This window comes from Geodermatophilus sp. SYSU D01106, assembly GCF_054049995.1.
The window spans coordinates 245,733-262,441 of record NZ_JBJGYM010000001.1; the positions used below are offsets into that span (position 1 = coordinate 245,733).

Annotated in this window: 13 protein-coding genes and 1 tRNA gene; 3 read left to right on the forward strand and 11 right to left on the reverse strand. The window is 71.2% G+C overall.

Features of this window, described 5'->3' with window-relative positions:
* Window positions 1-29: 29 nt before the first annotated feature.
* Genes ACI78R_RS01310 through ACI78R_RS01330 form a run of 5 tightly spaced genes read right to left on the reverse strand, consistent with a single transcriptional unit; the run spans window position 30 to window position 7,075 of the window.
* Complete coding sequence (locus ACI78R_RS01310) at window positions 30-1,472, reverse strand: glycosyltransferase family 2 protein (protein ID WP_457039492.1); 1,443 nt, start codon at window positions 1,470-1,472, stop codon at window positions 30-32.
* Window positions 1,472-2,545 (reverse strand): HEAT repeat domain-containing protein, encoded by a 1,074-nt coding sequence (locus ACI78R_RS01315; protein WP_457039384.1) that lies wholly within the window; start codon window positions 2,543-2,545, stop codon window positions 1,472-1,474. Before ACI78R_RS01315 ends, ACI78R_RS01310 begins: the two co-directional genes overlap by 1 nt.
* Window positions 2,542-2,928, reverse strand: coding sequence for a response regulator transcription factor (locus ACI78R_RS01320; protein ID WP_457039385.1), 387 nt, complete (start codon window positions 2,926-2,928; stop codon window positions 2,542-2,544). The genes ACI78R_RS01315 and ACI78R_RS01320 overlap by 4 nt, the downstream gene beginning before the upstream one ends.
* Window positions 2,925-4,505 carry an ATP-binding protein gene (locus ACI78R_RS01325; protein ID WP_457039386.1) on the reverse strand — a complete coding sequence of 527 codons (1,581 nt, stop codon included), beginning with the start codon at window positions 4,503-4,505 and terminating at the stop codon, window positions 2,925-2,927. Before ACI78R_RS01325 ends, ACI78R_RS01320 begins: the two co-directional genes overlap by 4 nt.
* Window positions 4,502-7,075, reverse strand: coding sequence for an ATP-binding protein (locus ACI78R_RS01330; protein ID WP_457039387.1), 2,574 nt, complete (start codon window positions 7,073-7,075; stop codon window positions 4,502-4,504). The genes ACI78R_RS01325 and ACI78R_RS01330 overlap by 4 nt, the downstream gene beginning before the upstream one ends.
* Window positions 7,076-8,762: 1,687 nt before the next feature.
* Between ACI78R_RS01330 and ACI78R_RS01335 the strand changes: the two genes are divergently transcribed.
* Window positions 8,763-9,359, forward strand: coding sequence for a TetR/AcrR family transcriptional regulator (locus tag ACI78R_RS01335; protein WP_457039388.1), 597 nt, complete (start codon window positions 8,763-8,765; stop codon window positions 9,357-9,359).
* A gap of 1,026 nt (window positions 9,360-10,385) precedes the next feature.
* Here ACI78R_RS01335 and ACI78R_RS01340 read toward each other — a convergent pair.
* Both ACI78R_RS01340 and ACI78R_RS01345 read right to left on the reverse strand, forming a co-directional pair.
* Complete coding sequence (locus tag ACI78R_RS01340) at window positions 10,386-11,012, reverse strand: hypothetical protein (RefSeq protein ID WP_457039389.1); 627 nt, start codon at window positions 11,010-11,012, stop codon at window positions 10,386-10,388.
* 1,198 nt (window positions 11,013-12,210) lie between these two features.
* Window positions 12,211-12,567 (reverse strand): DUF4352 domain-containing protein, encoded by a 357-nt coding sequence (locus tag ACI78R_RS01345; protein ID WP_457039390.1) that lies wholly within the window; start codon window positions 12,565-12,567, stop codon window positions 12,211-12,213.
* Window positions 12,568-13,141: 574 nt separating this feature from the next.
* Here ACI78R_RS01345 and ACI78R_RS01350 point away from each other — a divergent pair.
* Together ACI78R_RS01350 and ACI78R_RS01355 are read left to right on the forward strand one after the other, a co-directional pair.
* On the forward strand, window positions 13,142-13,957 hold the full coding sequence (locus tag ACI78R_RS01350) for a site-specific integrase (RefSeq protein WP_457039391.1): 816 nt from the start codon (window positions 13,142-13,144) through the stop codon (window positions 13,955-13,957).
* Window positions 13,958-14,319: 362 nt separating this feature from the next.
* The gene (locus tag ACI78R_RS01355; protein ID WP_457039392.1) at window positions 14,320-14,451 is read left to right on the forward strand and encodes a hypothetical protein; all 132 of its coding nucleotides are present in this window, start codon (window positions 14,320-14,322) and stop codon (window positions 14,449-14,451) included.
* A 72-nt stretch (window positions 14,452-14,523) separates the two neighbouring features.
* Here the strand turns inward: ACI78R_RS01355 and ACI78R_RS01360 are convergent.
* The 4 genes from ACI78R_RS01360 to ACI78R_RS01375 form a co-directional block, all read right to left on the reverse strand.
* Window positions 14,524-14,596, reverse strand: a tRNA-Lys gene (locus ACI78R_RS01360).
* A gap of 138 nt (window positions 14,597-14,734) precedes the next feature.
* Window positions 14,735-15,268 (reverse strand): hypothetical protein, encoded by a 534-nt coding sequence (locus ACI78R_RS01365; RefSeq protein WP_457039393.1) that lies wholly within the window; start codon window positions 15,266-15,268, stop codon window positions 14,735-14,737.
* Window positions 15,265-15,786: a hypothetical protein gene (locus ACI78R_RS01370; RefSeq protein WP_457039394.1), complete on the reverse strand. Its 522-nt coding sequence runs from the start codon at window positions 15,784-15,786 to the stop codon at window positions 15,265-15,267. The genes ACI78R_RS01365 and ACI78R_RS01370 overlap by 4 nt, the downstream gene beginning before the upstream one ends.
* On the reverse strand, window positions 15,762-16,631 hold the full coding sequence (locus tag ACI78R_RS01375) for a DNA-methyltransferase (protein WP_457039395.1): 870 nt from the start codon (window positions 16,629-16,631) through the stop codon (window positions 15,762-15,764). Before ACI78R_RS01375 ends, ACI78R_RS01370 begins: the two co-directional genes overlap by 25 nt.
* Window positions 16,632-16,709: the final 78 nt, after the last annotated feature.

The window sequence follows — 16,709 nt, forward strand, 5'->3', positions numbered from 1 at the left end:
GATCGCGCGCAGGACCCAGTGGTGGCGGATCACCTCGCAGGCGTGAGCCGCTCCGCTGTGGTGAAGCCAGTTCGCGGCATCGCCGTCCACACGGGATCGCGGCGGGCGAGCGCGGCCACCAGCCCGCGGAACCGGTACCAGGAGTGGACCTGCCGGTAGCCGACGTTCTCCAGGGCGCCGGCGAGCAGCAGCGCGCGCAGGTCCCGGCCGCTCCCGTAGCGGTGGAAGGTGAACTCCTCGACGGCGACGACGGCGGTGCTCACCAACACGCCCAGCGCCAGCGCGACGCCGACCATGAGCGCGGCGGTGCCCGGGTCGAGGATCCCGAGGACGGCGGCGACGGCCACCGATGCCAGCCCGACCAGCTCCACCACCGGCCCGAGCAGCTCGAAGACCAGGAAGAACGGCAGCGCCAGCAGCCCCACGGTGCCGAAGCGAGGGTTGCCGACCATCCGGCGGTGCTTCCACAGCAGCTGGGCCAGGCCGTGCGACCAGCGCTGCCGCTGCCGGCCCAGCACCGCCCACGTCTCGGGCACCTCCGTCCAACAGACGGTCTCGGGCACGAAGACCATGCGGCACGGCCGGCCGGCCCGCTGCAGGTGCTCGCGCAGGCTGACGACGAGCTCGGCGTCCTCGGCCAAGGACCGGGCGTCGAGACCGCCGACATCGATGACGGCGTCACGGCGGAAGAGCCCGAACGCGCCGGAGATGATCAGCAGCGCGTCGGCGTCGGCCCAGGTGGTGCGACCCAGGAGGAACGATCGCAGGTATTCGACGGCCTGGATGCGCACCAGCCAGCGGCGCGACAGGCGCGGCTCGATCACCGCGCCGCGGTCGGTGACCGCGGCATTCGCAGTACGGATCACCCCGCCGGTGCCGACCACGTTCGCCGGGTCCTCGATGAAGGGCCGGGCGACCTTGAGCAGGGCGTCGGGCTCGAGCAGCGAGTCGGCGTCGACCATGCACACCAGCGGGTGACGAGCCAGGTTGAGCGCGGCGTTGAGCGCGTCGGACCGGCGCTTGACACTCGTCTTGCGAACGACGGTCAGCGGGTCGCCGGTGGTGGCCCGGTGCACCGAGAGGATCTCGCCCTCGACCGGGGTGTCCGCGCACCACCGCGGTGTCACCGGCACCAGGCCGTAGCGCTCGGCCACCAGGTCGAAGGTGCGGTCGGTGGAGCCGTCGTCGACGAGCACCACCTCCACGAGCGGATACCGCTGGGCCAGGACGGCGGCGAGGGTGTCGAGGACACCGGCTTCCTCGTCGTGTGCCGGGACCAGAACCGAGATGCCTGGGGTCAGCGGGCTGGCGAGGACGCGGTCGAGGCCCTCGGCGCCGGCCCAGCGCAAGGTGGTGGCCACCCGGCGACCGCCCACGAGGACGAGCAGCAGCATCGACGCGTCGAGGACGAGCACGTAGCCCAGCACGGTCCAGTTCAGTGCGGTGACGACGTCGGTGAGGAACGCGCGCATCACGCCGCCGTCCGGGCGCGGTACTCGCGCGGGCGGGCCCGGTTCGACAGCGCCGCGCGGGCGGCGCGCCCGACCGGCCCGCCGTGCCGGGCGTACGCGGACAGCCGGGTTCGGCCCTCCTCCCCGGCGGCGGCCAGGGCGTCGGCACAGACGGAGCGCGCGACGGGGTCGTCGGTCACGCCGGCGACCAGCGCGGCGAGCGCGGCGTCATCCCCGATGCGGCCGAGCGCCTCGGCGGCGGAGGCCCGCAGCGTCGGGTCGCCGGCCTCCGCCAGCACCGCGGCCAACGCCGGGGTGGCCGACGGCGAGCCGAGGCGGCCGAGTGCAGTGACGGCGCCGCGTCGCACCGCCACCGGCCGGGTCCGGTCGGTGGCGGGCCCGAGCAGCAGGTCGAGGGCCTGCAGGTCGCCGTGCAGCCCGAGCAGGTCGGCGGCCAGCGCCTGGGCGGCCGGTGCGGCCGAACCGGCTGCGGCCTCGCGCAGGGCGGGCAGGACAGGCGTGCCGAGGTCCAGGAGCGCCATGCCGACGACGCCGGCGGGCACCGCCCGCGACCGCGACAGCGTGCGCAGCAGGGGGCCGGCCGCGGCCGGGTCACCGGCCTTGCCGAGGGCGCGGGCGGCGGCGCACCGGACGGCGGGCGCTCGGTCGGCGAGCAGGCGGACGAGCGCCGGGGTGTGCTCGGGGTCGGCGGCGTTGCCGAGCAGCGCCGCGGCGCGGCCCCGTCGCCACGCGGCGCGGGCGGAGAGGTCTGCAGCCGCGCGCGTCACCACGCCGCGACGCGCCAGCAGCCGCGCCAGCGCGGCGCGGTCGGCACCGCGGAGCTGAGGGAGCAGGTCGAGCACGAGGTCGTCGAGCGGCGCAGGCGCTCGGTCGAGCTCCGCGGCGGCGCCCTCCTCGTCGTCCTCCTCCAGAGCGGCGTGCACCAGCGGGGTGAGCTCGGCGCGCCGGGCGGCGTCGCGGGCGGCGCGGCGGCCGCGGCGGACGTGCTCGGCCCCGAGCGCGGCCAGGAGGAGCAGGGTCGCGCCGGTGAGGACGGCCGTCGCCACGACGGCCGCCAGGGACAGCGCGCTCACGCGCCGAGCGCGCCCGGCGGCAGGGCGGCCGTGACCCGGCTGACCAGTTCCCGCGGGCTGAAGGGCTTGACCACGTAGTCGGTGGCTCCGACGACGAAGCCGCGCTCGACGTCGCTCTCCTGCGCCTTGGCGGTCAGCAGCACCACCGGCACGCCGGCGACGGCCGGGTCCGGGTCGGCGCGCAGCGCGGCACAGACCTCGAGCCCGTTCATCCGCGGCATCATCCAGTCGAGGACGACCAGGTCGGGGCGCAGCTGACGAGCCGCGGCGAGCCCGGCCTCGCCGTCGGCCTCCACCGTGACCCGGGCGCCGAGCCGGCCGAGTTTGAACGCGACGAGGCTGGCGATGGCGGGGTCGTCATCGACGACCAGGACATGGGTCACGCGGGGCTCCGGACGTGGTGAGGGGACGGGATGCGGGCGGACGCGGGCAGGCGGACCGTGAAGACGGCGCCCTGACCGGTGGACGCGGCGACGACGGTGCCGCCGTGCGCGGTGACGGTGTGCCGGACGAGGGAGAGTCCCAGCCCGGTGCCGGGGAGCGCCTGTTCTCCGGCGTAGGCGGTGCGGTGGAACCGTTCGAAGACGTACGGCAGCTCCGCCTCCGGTATGCCCGGTCCGCTGTCGGCCACGACGACCACGACACCGTCGCGCTCGGGGCTGCAGCTCAGGAGCACCGTGGTGCCCTCGGGGGACACCTTCCCGGCATTGCTCAACAGCTCTGCGATGACGCCGCGTAGCGCAGCCGCATCACCCTGCACCCAGGCGGGGCCGCTGATCGTCGGGACGAGGTGCTGGCCACGGCGCGCCAGCTGACCGCCTACCTCCGCGGCCGCAGCGGCAGCCACGACCGCCATGTCGACCTCGACGGACACCGGGGCGGGCATGCTGCCCGCCTCGATGCGCGCGGTGGTCAGGAGGTCCTCGATGAGCCGCCGCAGCCGCTGGGACTCGCGTTCGACGGTGGCGAGCATGAGTGCCTGCATGGGGGTCAGCGGCCCGGCATCGCCGTCGAGCAGCATCTCGAGATTGCCGAGGATGCTCGTCATCGGCGTCCTCAGCTCGTGCGAGACGGCCGCTACGAAGTCGCCTCGGAGGCTCTCGAGCAGGCGTAGGTGCTCGGCCGCTCGGCGTTCCCCCGCGAGCGCCTCGGTGAGCGCGCGGTGCGTGGCGAGCTCGGCGGAGGTGTCGCGCAGGACGAGCACCAGTTCCGTCCGCGTCGTCCCGTCGGGCGCCGTGGTCCGGAGCGGCTGTGAGCTGACGGCCGACACGGGGACGCGGGTCCCGTCGGTGTGCCGGAGCCAGGTGTCGGCGGTGAGGTCGGCGTGTCCGCTCAGCGTCCGCTCCACGAGTGACCTCAGCTCCGGTCCGGCTGAGGTCCCGCCCGGCGCCGTACCGGTCAGTTGTGTGCCGACCAGGCCGTCGGCGGTGGCGCCGACCAGCTGGGCCAGCGCCTCGTTGGCCTGACCGACGACGAGGTCTGCCGCCGAGACGGGCGTCACGAGCAGCGCCATGGGAGTCGGCGCGGCGTCGAAGGCTGTCCGGAAGCGGTGCTCACTCGCGACGCGGGCCGCGTCGCTCATCCGTGATCGGACGGTGTCGCGGCCGGTCCACAGCACCATCGGCGCACCGTCCGGGGCTGTCGTCGGCGCGGCCGTGATCTCCCAGACTGCGAGGCCAGCGCCGTTCCCCTGCCCGTAGTCGACGACGAACTCGGCCGAGCCCGGCCGACCGGCCAGCGCGGCGGCCAGCAGCTCACCGATGGCGCCGGCATAGGCGGGCAGGACGAGGTCGCGCACCGGACGACCGAGGATGTCGGCCTCGGTCAGCCCCCGCCGCGTCAACCACGGGCCGTGGCAGAGCACGAAGTGCAGGTCCATGTCGGCGACGCAGACGGTGAGGTCGGGGACCTGGTCAGCGAGCCCTGTCAACGGGGCCAGCCAGGCCGGGGCGGCGGTCATGTGGCGGACCCGGGAGCGGGGGCGGACACCTCGCCGGCCAGGCTGACCATTCCAGGTGCCGACCGTTGGAAGGCCTCGGACAGCTGAGCGACCAAGGGCATGAGCCCGGTCGACCCGGGCGCCTCCGCCCGCTCCTCCACTGAAGCGGCGAGGGCGGCGAGGGTACTGGCGCCGGTGACGCCAGCGCTGCCCTTGATCGCGTGCGCGGCCGCGACGACCGCTGGGTGGTCCCCGGCCGCGACGGCCTCGCCCAGCTCGGCGATCGACTCCGCCGTGCGGTCGAGGAAGGCGAGCAGGACCTGTCGGCGCACCGGCGCGGCCTCCGCCGGGTCGACGTCCTCGAACAGCTCGTCCAACCGCGCCCTGACAGCGCTCAGGTCGTCGTCGGCACTCGTGTCCGTCGCGGCGCTCGTCTCGGCACCGACCCGGGACGTGGGAACCGTGGAGCCGGGCATCACCGGGACGGCCGCACCACCGGGCACCGCCCGGCGTACCAGGTCGAGAGCCCGCTCGAGCTCCTCAGCGGTCCAGGGCTTGGGGAGGAAGCCGTCCATCCCCGCCTGCCGGTAGCGCAACTGGTCCTCGACCAGCGCGCTGGCGGTCAGTGCGATGATGGAGGTCCGCCCGCGTCCCTCCACCTCCTCGACGGCGCGGATGCGGCGGGTGGCCTCGAGGCCGTCCATGACCGGCATCCGGCAGTCCATGAACACCGCGTCGTAGCGACCGGCCAGCACGGCGGCCACCGCGGCAGCCCCGTCAGACACGACGTCGACGTGCATCCCTCGGGCCTCGAACGTCGCCCGCGCCACGAGTTGGTTGACCTCGTTGTCCTCGGCGACGAGGACGTGCGCGCCGACCAGGCTCCCCTGCGGAGCCGTCCTCGGGCACGCGGCCGCCGCGGAACCGCCCGCGACGGGCAGCGGCAGCTCCACACGGAACGTGGTGCCGACGCCCGGCGCACTGCAGGCGGTGATCCGGCCGCCCATCCGCTCCACCAGGCCGGCGGCGATCGACAGGCCGAGGCCGGTGCCGCCGAAGCGCCGCGTGGTGGAGGCGTCGGCCTGGGTGAAGGGGGCGAACAGCCGCTCGAGTTGCTCGCCGGTCATGCCGATGCCGCTGTCGGCCACGGAGAGCACCACGGTGTCCGCGTCGCCGTCGACGGCGACACTGACCGAGCCGCGCTCGGTGAACTTGACCGCGTTGGACAGCAGGTTGCCGACCACCTGGCGCAGCCGGGTGGGGTCGCCACGGCGCAGCGTCCCCACGCCGGGGACCGGCGTCACGGCCAGTGCGAGCCCGCGGTCGGCGACGGCGGTCCGCAGCGGGAGGGCGGCCTCGTCGAGCACCTCCGCGAGGTCGAACGGGACCTCCTCGAGGTCGACGGCGCCCGCCTCGATCTTGGCCGTGTCGAGGACGTCGTTGACGATTCGCAGCAGCGCCTGCCCCGACCGGTCCGCCGCGGTCGCCCAGCTGCGCTGCCGCTCGTCGAGGTCCGTGTCCAGCAGCAGCCGGGTCAGGCCGAGGACACCGTTGAGCGGCGTGCGGATCTCGTGGCTCATCGTCGCGAGGAAAGCGGACGTGGCGGCCGCCGCCTGCTCGGCGCGGCGAGTCTGCTCGTCGGCGCGGGCACGGGCTCGCTCCAGCCGGGCGATCAGCCGGGTCCGCTCGGCCCGGTGCAGGGCCAGGACCATCGCGATGACACCGGCCACGGTGACGTAGGCCTGCGCCAGGAGAGCCTGCAGCCAAGGGTCCCCGACGGCAAAGGGGCCGCGGCCGGTGAGGGTCAGCGCCACCACGAGGACGCCGGCGAGGGTGACCTGAGCGGCGGCCACGGTTGCGTCGAACCGCAGCGCAAGCCACATGCCGAACGGCAACAGCGCGAAGGCGAGGGGGACGTGGACCTCAGCGCCGAACACCACCAGGTAGGCGAGCGCCGCGAACAGGGACACGCCGGCGAGCTCAGCGGCGCGTCGACGCCCGAGGCGCTCGCGGACGACAGGGGTGACCAGGAGCAACGCCAGGGGCGTGAACACGACGATGCTGGCCGCGTTGCGCACCGTCCACGTGCCGGCGCTGGCGAACGGGTCGGCGCCGTCGAGCAGCCACAGGGCCACCGGCCCGATGCCCGCGGTCAGCGCGGCAGAGCTGACCGCGGCGACGGCGAGCGCGCCGAGGTCGGCCGGCCGGTCCATCCGCCACGGCGACGACCCCCAGGCCCGCTGCAGTCTCGACAGTGCTGCGCAGGCCACCAGCGCCTGAACAGCGTTGGCCGCCCCGAGGGCGAGCGCGACCAGCGGCTCGATCCCGGTCGCGGCGTTGACCGCGCCGGCGACCAGCGCGATCGCGACGGTGTCGGCCGCACGCCGGTGGGGCGCCCGCCACGAGGCCGCGAGCCACAAGACGCCGACGGCGGCCGCCGGCCAGACCAGCGAGAGCTGGGAGCCCTCGAGCCGGGTGGCGCGACCGACGAGGCTCGCCCCCGCATAGGCGACCGCGGCCGCAAGCGAGACCACCGGCCACGGGAAGCGGCCGAGCCGGGCCGAGAGGCTGCTGGGGCCGGTGGGACTCACGGGATGACGATCGGCATCCCCGGACCGGAACTACAGCGCCGTGTCCGTATCGGTTGCACCCAACCGGTTCAGTGTCCCCTGGCTGTCGACAAGTCCGTCCTGCCCACGCTGTCCGGAACTCGGGACCGCAGGACGCGACATGGGCGGTTCCCCTGCACGACGTCCCATCACGGTCGATGTGGTCCATACACAGAGCCGGGCGACTGGGGACTCACTGCAGCCTGACCGTGGACAGCGGCAGGGTGACAAGCCAGCCTGGCGCGACGGCCGGGAGCATCGCTGCCATCAGGACGACTGACGGAGTGAGGCGATACCAGGTGCGCTGCCGGGATCCGAGCGGCAGGCAGCACGAGACGCCGTCGACGAAGACCGCCTGCAGTCGCCCACCTACATCTGTTGCAGCCGCCGAACGGCCCGGATGAGACGCAAGGACGCCGCGGTGTCAGGCGCGTCAGGCTGCCCGGTGGTGCCGTACCGGCCGGGGGGACTGTCCGCGAGAAGACGGGTCGTCTGGCACGACGCCGAAGATGCACGGGCCGCGCGGGAGAGCGGCCGAGCCGACATCATCGGCGACGCGGTACCAGCGGCCGTCGTCGTGCAGCACCTCGACGGGCAGCGCTCAAGGTACTCCCGCCGCCAGCCGGTCACCTGCTCCACGGCGTCCACGCTAGGCAGACTCGCCGACCCCGCAGAACGAGCACGGCTGCGACACGAACCTCCGCCGCCGCGCCGGCGGCCACGCCGTCCCGGTCAGCTGCTGCACCGGCGCCCCACACAGGGCGTGCACGTCCCCGTCGATGACCGACTGACCGGGACGGATGGCGTGTGGCACCCGGACCGGCAGGGAGGTCTGGCCGCTCGGGTGGCGGACGAGGACGGAGCCCAACTCGTAGCCGGTGACGAGACCGCTGGACGTCATGGGGACAGCGTCGCGCCGCCGATCGACCGGACCGGCTGCGCTCGGCGGCGTGTCCACGGACCGATGCCGCGGGACCGCCTCAGCGGTCCCACAGGTCACGGCTGGCCCGCCGGCCCGCCCCGCCTGACGGCCACCCCGGTCGGGTGACATGTGCGGCCGACCGCCACCCGGACGAGCCGCCCCGCCGTCACGCTGCGTCCCACGCGGTACCGGGCCGCGGCAGCGGTGCCGTACGACGACTTGGAGCGTGCCACCGCCGGGCTCCGCGGCCGGCTGCGGCTGATGACCCACACCGACGGCCGCACTGCCGACTGATCCACGCTCGCTGTGGAGGGCCCGACCGTGCACGAGGTCGGCCGCGGGCAGCTGTGGTCCGAGTGCGCGGCCACCGTGGAGGCGACGCCGTTGCCCGCGCCTGTGACCGTGGCCGTGGCCGTCCACGCCCCAGGAGTCTCAGTCGTCACGCCACGGCGGGTCGCTCCCTCCGTAGCCCGTTGCTCTCGGCAACCGTGGTCCCCGACGGGGGCGCGGCGAGGGCAGGAGCCGGACGTGAGCTGGTGGCAGTGGGCACTCCTCATCTGGTGTGCGCCTGGCGTGCTGACGGGTCTGCTCCTGTTGGTTGGAGCCGTTCGCCCCGAGCGAGATGCCAGCCCTGTCGATGTTCCGCAGCTCCAGGTCGTCGCGGGACCGGTGGCCGACCTGAGTGAGCCTCGGGCGGCGCAGCCTCGTGAACCTGCCGCCGCCTGACCCGCCGAGGAGCGGACCACGATGATCCCGAGCATGCCGGCCGCGGACACGACCGAGCGAAGGCAGAAGGGCCGGCCACTCGACGAGTGGCTGACCGCGCGCCTGCTCGACGTCGTCCTCGACATGCTGGCCGACGATGGCTGGCGGGCCGTCAGCGTCGAGAGCGTCGCCCGCGAGGCCAAGTGCGGGAAGACCGCGGTCCTCCGCCGCTGGAGCAGCATCGCCACGCTCGTCACCGAGGCGCTCAGCGCTCGGCGCGACCGGCCGCCCGTTGCCGACACCGGCCACCTCGCCGGCGACCTGGAGGCCCTGCTCAACTCCTGGCGGCAGCCGTTGACGCGCACCGAGCGCGCCGTCGCCTCGTTGCTGGGCTACTGCAACACCGACGAGGAGCTGCAGCACATCGCGACCGGGTACGTCGACGGCTACCTGCGAGCTGTCGTCCAGCGGCAAGTTGACAGTGCGGCGGACCGTGACCGGCCGCTTCCTGCAAGGCGAACAGCAGTCCTGGACGGAGTGCTGCGGGCGCTGTACCTGCAGCGTCTCAGCGCACCGACGCCGCAGACCCTGCCGGCCGTCGGGCCTGCAGTCCTGAGCACGGTCCTCGCTTCCGCATGACGCCCGAGGGCCGGTGCGCCGACCTCCGTCTGAGCCAGGCTGGCTCAGTGGTGCCAGGTGAGGACCAGCAGCGGATCCCCGTCGGGCGAATCCCACCGCCCGACAGTGACGACCGGTCCGCCACGAGCCGGGCGAAGCTGGTCGACGACGACCTAGGCTCGGGCGCTCCTCCACGCGGCCCGTGCGTCTTCGGCGTCGTGCCAGACGACCCGTGTTCTCGTGGGCAGTCCACCCCGCCGCTAGGGCGCCACCGGGCAGCCTGACGCGCCTGACACCGCGGCGTCCTTGCGCCTCATCCGGGCCTCCGGCGGCTGCAGGTGAAGTCGGTGGGCGCCGGCAGTTGGCCTCCGTCGACGGCGCTCCACTGCTCCTCGGAGAGGTCCTGACGTACGGGCGCCACCGTTGCGGTCCTGAGCAGTTGCCGAATGGCGCGCAGACCTGCCCGGTGTGACCACGCTCAAGCGCCCGTCCCGCGCCCGCCGCCTCTCCGTCAACGCCCACCGGTGATGGGTCGAGGACCCCGACGCCGTCAGGACATCGCTCGAGCTCCTGCGGAGGTGCTGTCTGCCCTGCTCGGAGGATGAGTCGACGCCCCCGCCAGGCGGGTGACGAAACAGTGGCGGACCCATCCGGACTCCTGTGAACGCCTGTCGCTGGCACACAAATGCACCACAACGAGACGGCCCCGGCCGGTGCCGAGAACACCGACGGGGCCTTGGTCCCCACCCTGACCAGGAGGACGAGGACCCATGTACGACGCTACCGACCACACAAGCAAGGTCTGTGAACATGCCGCTGTCTAACGGCCGGCAGTCGATCTGCTTCGAGGACTGACGCGTCCTGGCCCTCGCGTAGGACGTCGACGAGGACACGGAACTGCGCCTGCTCATCGACATCATGCCTGCGCTGAGCTGACGGCTCGGCCAAGAAGCGACAGCGCCCCCCGGTTGAGCAACCAGCCAGGGGGCGCTGTGTCGTTTCGTCACACGCCAACGGGCGTGACGGTGCTCGGACGAAGATCGCCTCTTAGGCGATGGCGTCGTCCAACAGGTCGCAGACGTCCTGGACACCACGAGCCGTGTCGGTGAGGAACTCAGCCGACTCGATCGTCTCCGCTTCGGGATCCTCGGAGAAGATGACGCGTTCGGTGGTGTTCCCGCTCGCGTAGAAGAACAACGGCGGCAGCCCTTGCTCGGCGAATACGGCCGCCTCCACTTCGTCGAAGGCACCTACGAATGACGGCCCGTCGTAGGAGAAGGTGATCGATCGGCCGTCGGAGTCGAAGATCTCCGTACCCGGACCAGAATTGTCGACTTCGTCGAGCATCGCGCCGTCGGACTCTCGGACCACATCGGTGGTGAGGGCGCCGCGGATCTCCACCCGAATGGTGCCGTCCGGCTGATGCATCGCTTGATACTCGGTCTCGTTGACATCGCCGACACTGAGGGTCACGGTCGATCCGCACGCCTCCACAGCCAGTCCTCCGGCATAGATCTCGTCGGGCACCGGCAGCCATTCACCCCCGGTGTCGGCCGGTGGCCACTCGAACGTCTGCTCGGGCTCCAGTGCGCCGGGTTCTTCCGGTGCAGGATCGTCCGTGGCGAAGGCCGGGGCGACGGCTCCCAGGACCAGGGTGAGACTTCCAGCGACCACGCAGCAGGTTCGAACTCCTGGGGACAGGTGCATGACCAGACCTCTCGGATAGCCCGGGGGGGCCCCGTCGGTCCCCGGTGCCGCGACAGGCTGGTCGGCCTAATCGCTTGATCACCAGTAGAAGGAGCATCGCCAACACCGGCTAGACAAACTTGACGGACTGGTGCGGCATGCCCGCACCGGCAGCGACTATCCGGCTACCCGCCGATTGCGGTGCACAACGGCCCGAGCGTCGCAATCCGCGACGACTCCCGCGTACTCAGTCACCTGACTAGTGAATGGAGCCGATGCAACTATCGCTAGGCGTGGCGAAAGGGGGGCCACGACCGGCCAGTAGCAGGTCCGGCGGCACAGTCGACAGGTGCGTGCTCTCGCCGTGCTCGTGGCGGACGGAGCATTCGACCTGCCCCATCCAGCCTTGACCGTCATCACATGGCAACCACCGCGACCGGAAGCCGCGCCACCACTGGCCGTCGTACTCCACCTCGACGACGTGTGGAGGGTGAGATGGGTGTTAACGAGTACGCGGATGGTGGTGGTCACGCCATCGAAGTAACCGTGCCTCTCGTCCGTACTCGGTGCGACACAACGCGACACGGTGCCGTTTCCTACTCGTCCGGGGCGACACAGCCAAGCGGGCGCCCGTGCAGGATGGCTTCCCTTGGCGCGTCGCCGAGGTCACTCACCCGGGTTGGCAAGGGACCGCCCAGCTCGATGAGCAGATGACCGGAAAACGGTCCATGAGCTGATGGGCCTCGACCGGGACAAGTGGTTCGCCATCGGCTTGGACATCGGCGGTGGCGAGTCCGCACGCAGCCTTCGCATCGTCGCTGCCCTCCGCGACCTCCTGACGGAGGGTCGAGGCCCTCTCAAGCTTGCCGCCACCAACGGTGGGGAGATTCCCGGGACGGAGTTCCTGGTGCTCGACGCGGACCCGTACGAGGTCCTGCAGGCGAACACGCACATGCTCGAGCTGAGCGCCGGCCAGGACATCCCTATCCGGATCGAGCCCAGTCAGACGTGCCCGACATGTTCCTCAAGGGCCGCCGGAGCTCAGCGAAGCCCGGCGCGCCTACGCGTTCCACTTCCTCGCGCTTGAGCAGTGCCGTGGCGGCGAGCCGGTACGACTCGGAATCGCTGGATCGCCTCTGTCCGTAATGCAGCGGGACCGCTGACACGTGCCCTACCTCGGAGCGAACTAGCGGTTGTAGACCCACACGGCGCGATCGTCGGAGAAGAATGACGGTTCGTAGATGACGGCGTACTGCCCGGGTGCACCGGTGTCGTCGAAGCAGACGTCGCCGGTGACGGAGCCGCCGGGTGCCAGCTCCCCGGAGTTGAGTGGCGTGTCGGTGCCGTTCCAGGTGGTGCGGCGGGCTACGCCGGCGGGGTTCTGCAGCTTCCAGTCGAACAAGCCGTTGAACGAGGCTGATCCGTCGCTGTTGTTGACCATGGTGACGCTCCCGCACAGTACCGGGGTGGACCCGAGAGCGCGCCCCTCGACCAGCGGGGCGACCGTGATCGCCAGCCCGTCGAGGGTGATGGTCTGCCCCACCTCGGCGCTGACGTCTCCCGGCCGCTGACCTTGGAAAGCTGGCGCGGGTGGGGCGGCCGTGCCGCCCTCGGCCGCGGGTTCACCGCTGATCGACGACCCAGCCTCTCGGCCGACGGTGACCCCGACGTAGACGATGAGGAGGACGACTGCGACGCCGAGGACGATCAGAACCGCTGGCCAGCTCGACCCGCCCGACGGCGGCCTACCCGCGTGTGGCGGCACTCCGGGAGGTACAGAGCCAGGCGGCGGACCGAACGGACCGGGCGGAGAGCCCTGCGGTGGCTGCGGCCAGCCCTGCGGAGGCCGCTCCGGACGCCAACCGCCCGAGTATCCGTGCCCGGGTGCGCCCAAGGAGGTCCTCCGCTGTGCGACGACTGGGCGCGGACCATACCGTTGCAGTGGATCTTGTGAGTGACCCTGCCTCGTCGCCAGGCCGACCAGCCCGGCTCCAACGGGAGCAATATCGGCGCTCGTTCTAGGCCCGTCTGCTGTACCAGGACACCTTCCGGGCGAACGCCGACTCGACCCTCACCTGGCACCACGGAGGAGTGGTAGCCCAAGTAGGCAACCCTGCGTGCCCATCTCCGCCACCTCCGCAAGACGTAGTCGCGGGGGATGGGATGGCCGCGCCCTGCAAGCGCGGCGCGGACACGTCACCCGACTGCTGGTCGAAGAACTGCGAACCCGCCTGCGCGAGGGCGCCACCAACCTCATGGAGGGCCAGAACGACGAGGACTCCCACTCAGGATCCGGCGGGCAGCAAGCGGTGAGTCCTCGATCACAAGAGCACCAACGGCAGGTGGCACGGCTACGTGTCGATGGGCCCAAGGAACACGGCGAGCGGGACCGACGGCACGTGTCCGGTACGAAGCGGACCGATGTCGTGGCGAAGGTGTGCGAGCTCGCACGGAGACGGGACGCCGGCACGGCTGGAGCTGCTGGACGAGGTTCGACCGTCGCTCAATGGCTTGACCATTGGCTCGACACGATTGCGGCTCGAAAGGTGCGGCCGTCGACATCGGCGCGGTACCGACAGCTTGTTGGGAACCAGCTCGCCCCCGGCATCGGCCATCACCGGCTCGACCGTCTGCAGCCCGAGCACGTGACGAAGTTGTACGGCGGCCCGCAGGCGCGCGGATTGGCGCCGGCGTCGATCCTCCAGGCACATCGGGTGCTTCCCCGGGCTTTCGAGGTGGCCATGCAGCGGGACAAGGTGGCGCGCAACGTCTGTGCGCTGGTTGACGCCCCGAGTGTTGAGCGGGAGGAGGTTCGGCCGCTGTCCGCGCAGGACGCACGCCTGGTACTGGAAGCCGCGAGGGGGCGACGCAGTGCGGCACGGTGGTCCGTGGCACTGGCCCTGGGGTTGCGGCAGTGCGAGCGCTTGGCCTGACCTGGGACGCCGTCGACCTCGAGGCGGGCACGGTGACTGTGCGTCAGGCGCTGCAGCGGCAGCCGGGGAAGGGTTTGGTGTTCGTCCCGCCGAAGTCTCGGACGAGCCGCCGGACGATCGCTCCACCCGGCCCAATGCGGGAGGCGCTGCGGCTTCATGACCCGAGCCAGCTCGATGAGCGCATGGCGGCGGGCTCGCAGTGGCAGGACCACGACCAGGTATCCGCGCAGGAGAACGGTCGGCCGATCGACCCTCGTAGTGATCACCGCGCGTGGCGGGCGCTACTGACCGAGGCCGGCGTAGCGCCTGCACGCTTGCACGACGCCCGGCACAGCGCGGCCACGCTGCTGTAGCAGCAGGGCGTGCCCGCGCGGGTGGCGCTGGAGATGCTCGGCCATGCGCAGATCAGCCTCAGCCTCGGCACGTACTCCCACGTGGCACCAGAGCTCGCCGAGGACGCGGCCCGGCGGACGGGAGAGGCACTGTGGGGCTGAACTGGCAACCACGGTGGCACCGTCGCAAGGGCGCAGATCCGCGACCTGACGTCGTAGCGCTGGTCAGCACGGTGGGCCCCGTGGGGATCGAACCCACAACCCGCGGATTAAAAGTCCGCTGCTCTGCCAGTTGAGCTAGAGGCCCGGGGGGTCCGTGCTTTAGACGGTGTTGGCCTCGGGGTTTCCCTCGGGGTTAGTCACACCGCGACAGTGCCCGGATCCTCCGTCGAGCGTAGGCCGGACCTCCAACAGCGCCGCAACCAGGACCGTGCCCCAGCGGGCCTCACGAGCGCAGCAGAACCGCAAGGGAATCGAGCGGACGGACCTCACTGTCAGGCAACTGATGGTTCAAGACCTCCCTGCCTGCTGGTCCAGTCGGCCTGAGCGCCGTGGCGGCGATCTCATCGAGCGTGTTCCATCCAGCGACCGTCACGTCAACGTAGCGGTGCTCTTCGACGTAGCACCAGACGAGCAAGGTCGCCTTCCGCCGTAGGGCTGGCAGCTGAGTCGGCGCCACGCATCGCCCCCACTCGGGCCAGCCCGAGGCATCCCAGGTCTTGACATCGACGAGCGCCGAGCCCAGGAGAAGATCCGCCTCGCGCTCGCGACTGGGGTCGCGGAAGATGGATTCCACCACGGCGATGCCCTGCCTATGAGCCCATTCCTCGACTGCGATTTCGCCGATTTTCCCCCGCACGTGGGATCCGTACAGGTTTCGGTAGTGCCCACGATGGCGTTGCCACCGCTCGAAGGTCTTGGCGCCCATCTCCTGAGCTTCCTCGACCTGTTCCGGCGTGAGGCGGATCAACGCGGTCATGCCAGGTAGTGGGCTGCCACGACGAGGAAGTCGTCGGGAGTGCCGCCCCACTCCTTCATCCAGTCCGGGGGGTTAGCTGCGTCAACGGTCAGCCAACGCGTGTCCATGCCTGCCTGACCACCGTGCTGAGGGACAGACTTCTCCTGCGCCACCGCCTTCGGGACCAGCCACGCGGACGCCGTCTGCGGAGACAGCCCTAGCAGCAAACAGAACTCGTAGTCCTGGTCTCGGATCTGCTGCCAGGTGTACGTGCCACCCTTCCAGAGGGTGCTCATCTTGATCTCCACCTTGTGCCCGTTCACCAAGCGGTCGTGACCGCTGTTGACGGGCCGACCCACAGCGAGCCCCGAGGTGACGAGAAACTGCTCCGTCAGCTTTTCGGCGGCCGCGCCCTTCGATCGCGACGGCAAGATCATGAGCCACTCGAAGGGTGAACCGACCCAGGGGCTGACCTCCTTACTGACCATCGCATCGCGCGTCACTTCATTGGCAGCTACAAGGCAATCCCAGGCAGACAAGCGGCATCCTCGAGCGTTGGCTGGACCCCCGCCAAGCGCTCCTTCGTGATGCGGATGGCGTCGGGGCTTACGTCGCAGCCAACGTAGCGTCTGCCGAGCTTCGCAGCCGCGACCGCCGCGGTGCCGCTGCCAATGAAGAAGTCAGCGACGAGGTCGCCAGGGTTGCTGCTGGCACGAACGATGCGCTCTACCAGCTTGAGGGGCTTCTGCGTGGGGTAGCCCGTGCGCTCCTTGCCGTTGGTCGGGACGATCGTCATCCACCACACGTCCGTAGGCAGTTTCCCGAGGGCGGCCTTCTCCGGTCCGACGAGTTCCGGGGCCATGTAGGGGATGCGGTCGATGGCGTCGCGGTTGTAGGTGTGTGTCTTCCCCTTGCGGTACCAGAGGATGTTGTCGTGCTTGCGCGCCCACTTGTCCCGTGCACGGCCGCCGTAGTCGTAGCTCCAGATGATCTCATTCAGGAAGTTGTCCGGGCCGAAAATCTCATCGAGCATGAACCTCGCGTAGTGCACCACGTTCCAGTCCAAGTGCAGGTACAGCGACCCCGTAGGCTTCAGAACCCGGTGGATTTCGACGAGCCGCTCGGCGAGGAAGTCCAGGTACTCCTCGAGCGGCATGTCGTCGCGGTAGCTGTGCCGCGTGGTCACCTCGTACGAGTAGCTCCGCCCCAGGAACCCACCACGCATCTGGCTGCCCTGTCCCAGCTTGATGCGGTTCATCTTCTGGACCTTGCCGGTGTTGAACGGCGGGTCGCAGTAGGCCAGGTCAACGCAGCCAGATGGCATCCGGCGGAGCAGGTCGAGGTTGTCCTCGTGGAAGATCCCCGTCAGGTCGTTCTCGCTCACCGCACCAGCCTTCCGTATAACTCCGGACTCCTCAGCCATGACGCGCCATCCGGCTTGCCAGGCACGCCACACGAGGCA

Bases quoted from the DNA above. Each gene is read 5' to 3' on its own strand.
- ACI78R_RS01325 (WP_457039386.1), bottom strand. From the start codon at position 4,505: ATGACCGCCGCCCCGGCCTGGCTGGCCCCGTTGACAGGGCTCGCTGAC.
- ACI78R_RS01365 (WP_457039393.1), bottom strand. From the start codon at position 15,268: ATGACCGCGTTGATCCGCCTCACGCCGGAACAGGTCGAGGAAGCTCAG.
- ACI78R_RS01310 (WP_457039492.1), bottom strand. From the start codon at position 1,472: ATGCGCGCGTTCCTCACCGACGTCGTCACCGCACTGAACTGGACCGTG.
- ACI78R_RS01335 (WP_457039388.1), top strand. From the start codon at position 8,763: ATGATCCCGAGCATGCCGGCCGCGGACACGACCGAGCGAAGGCAGAAG.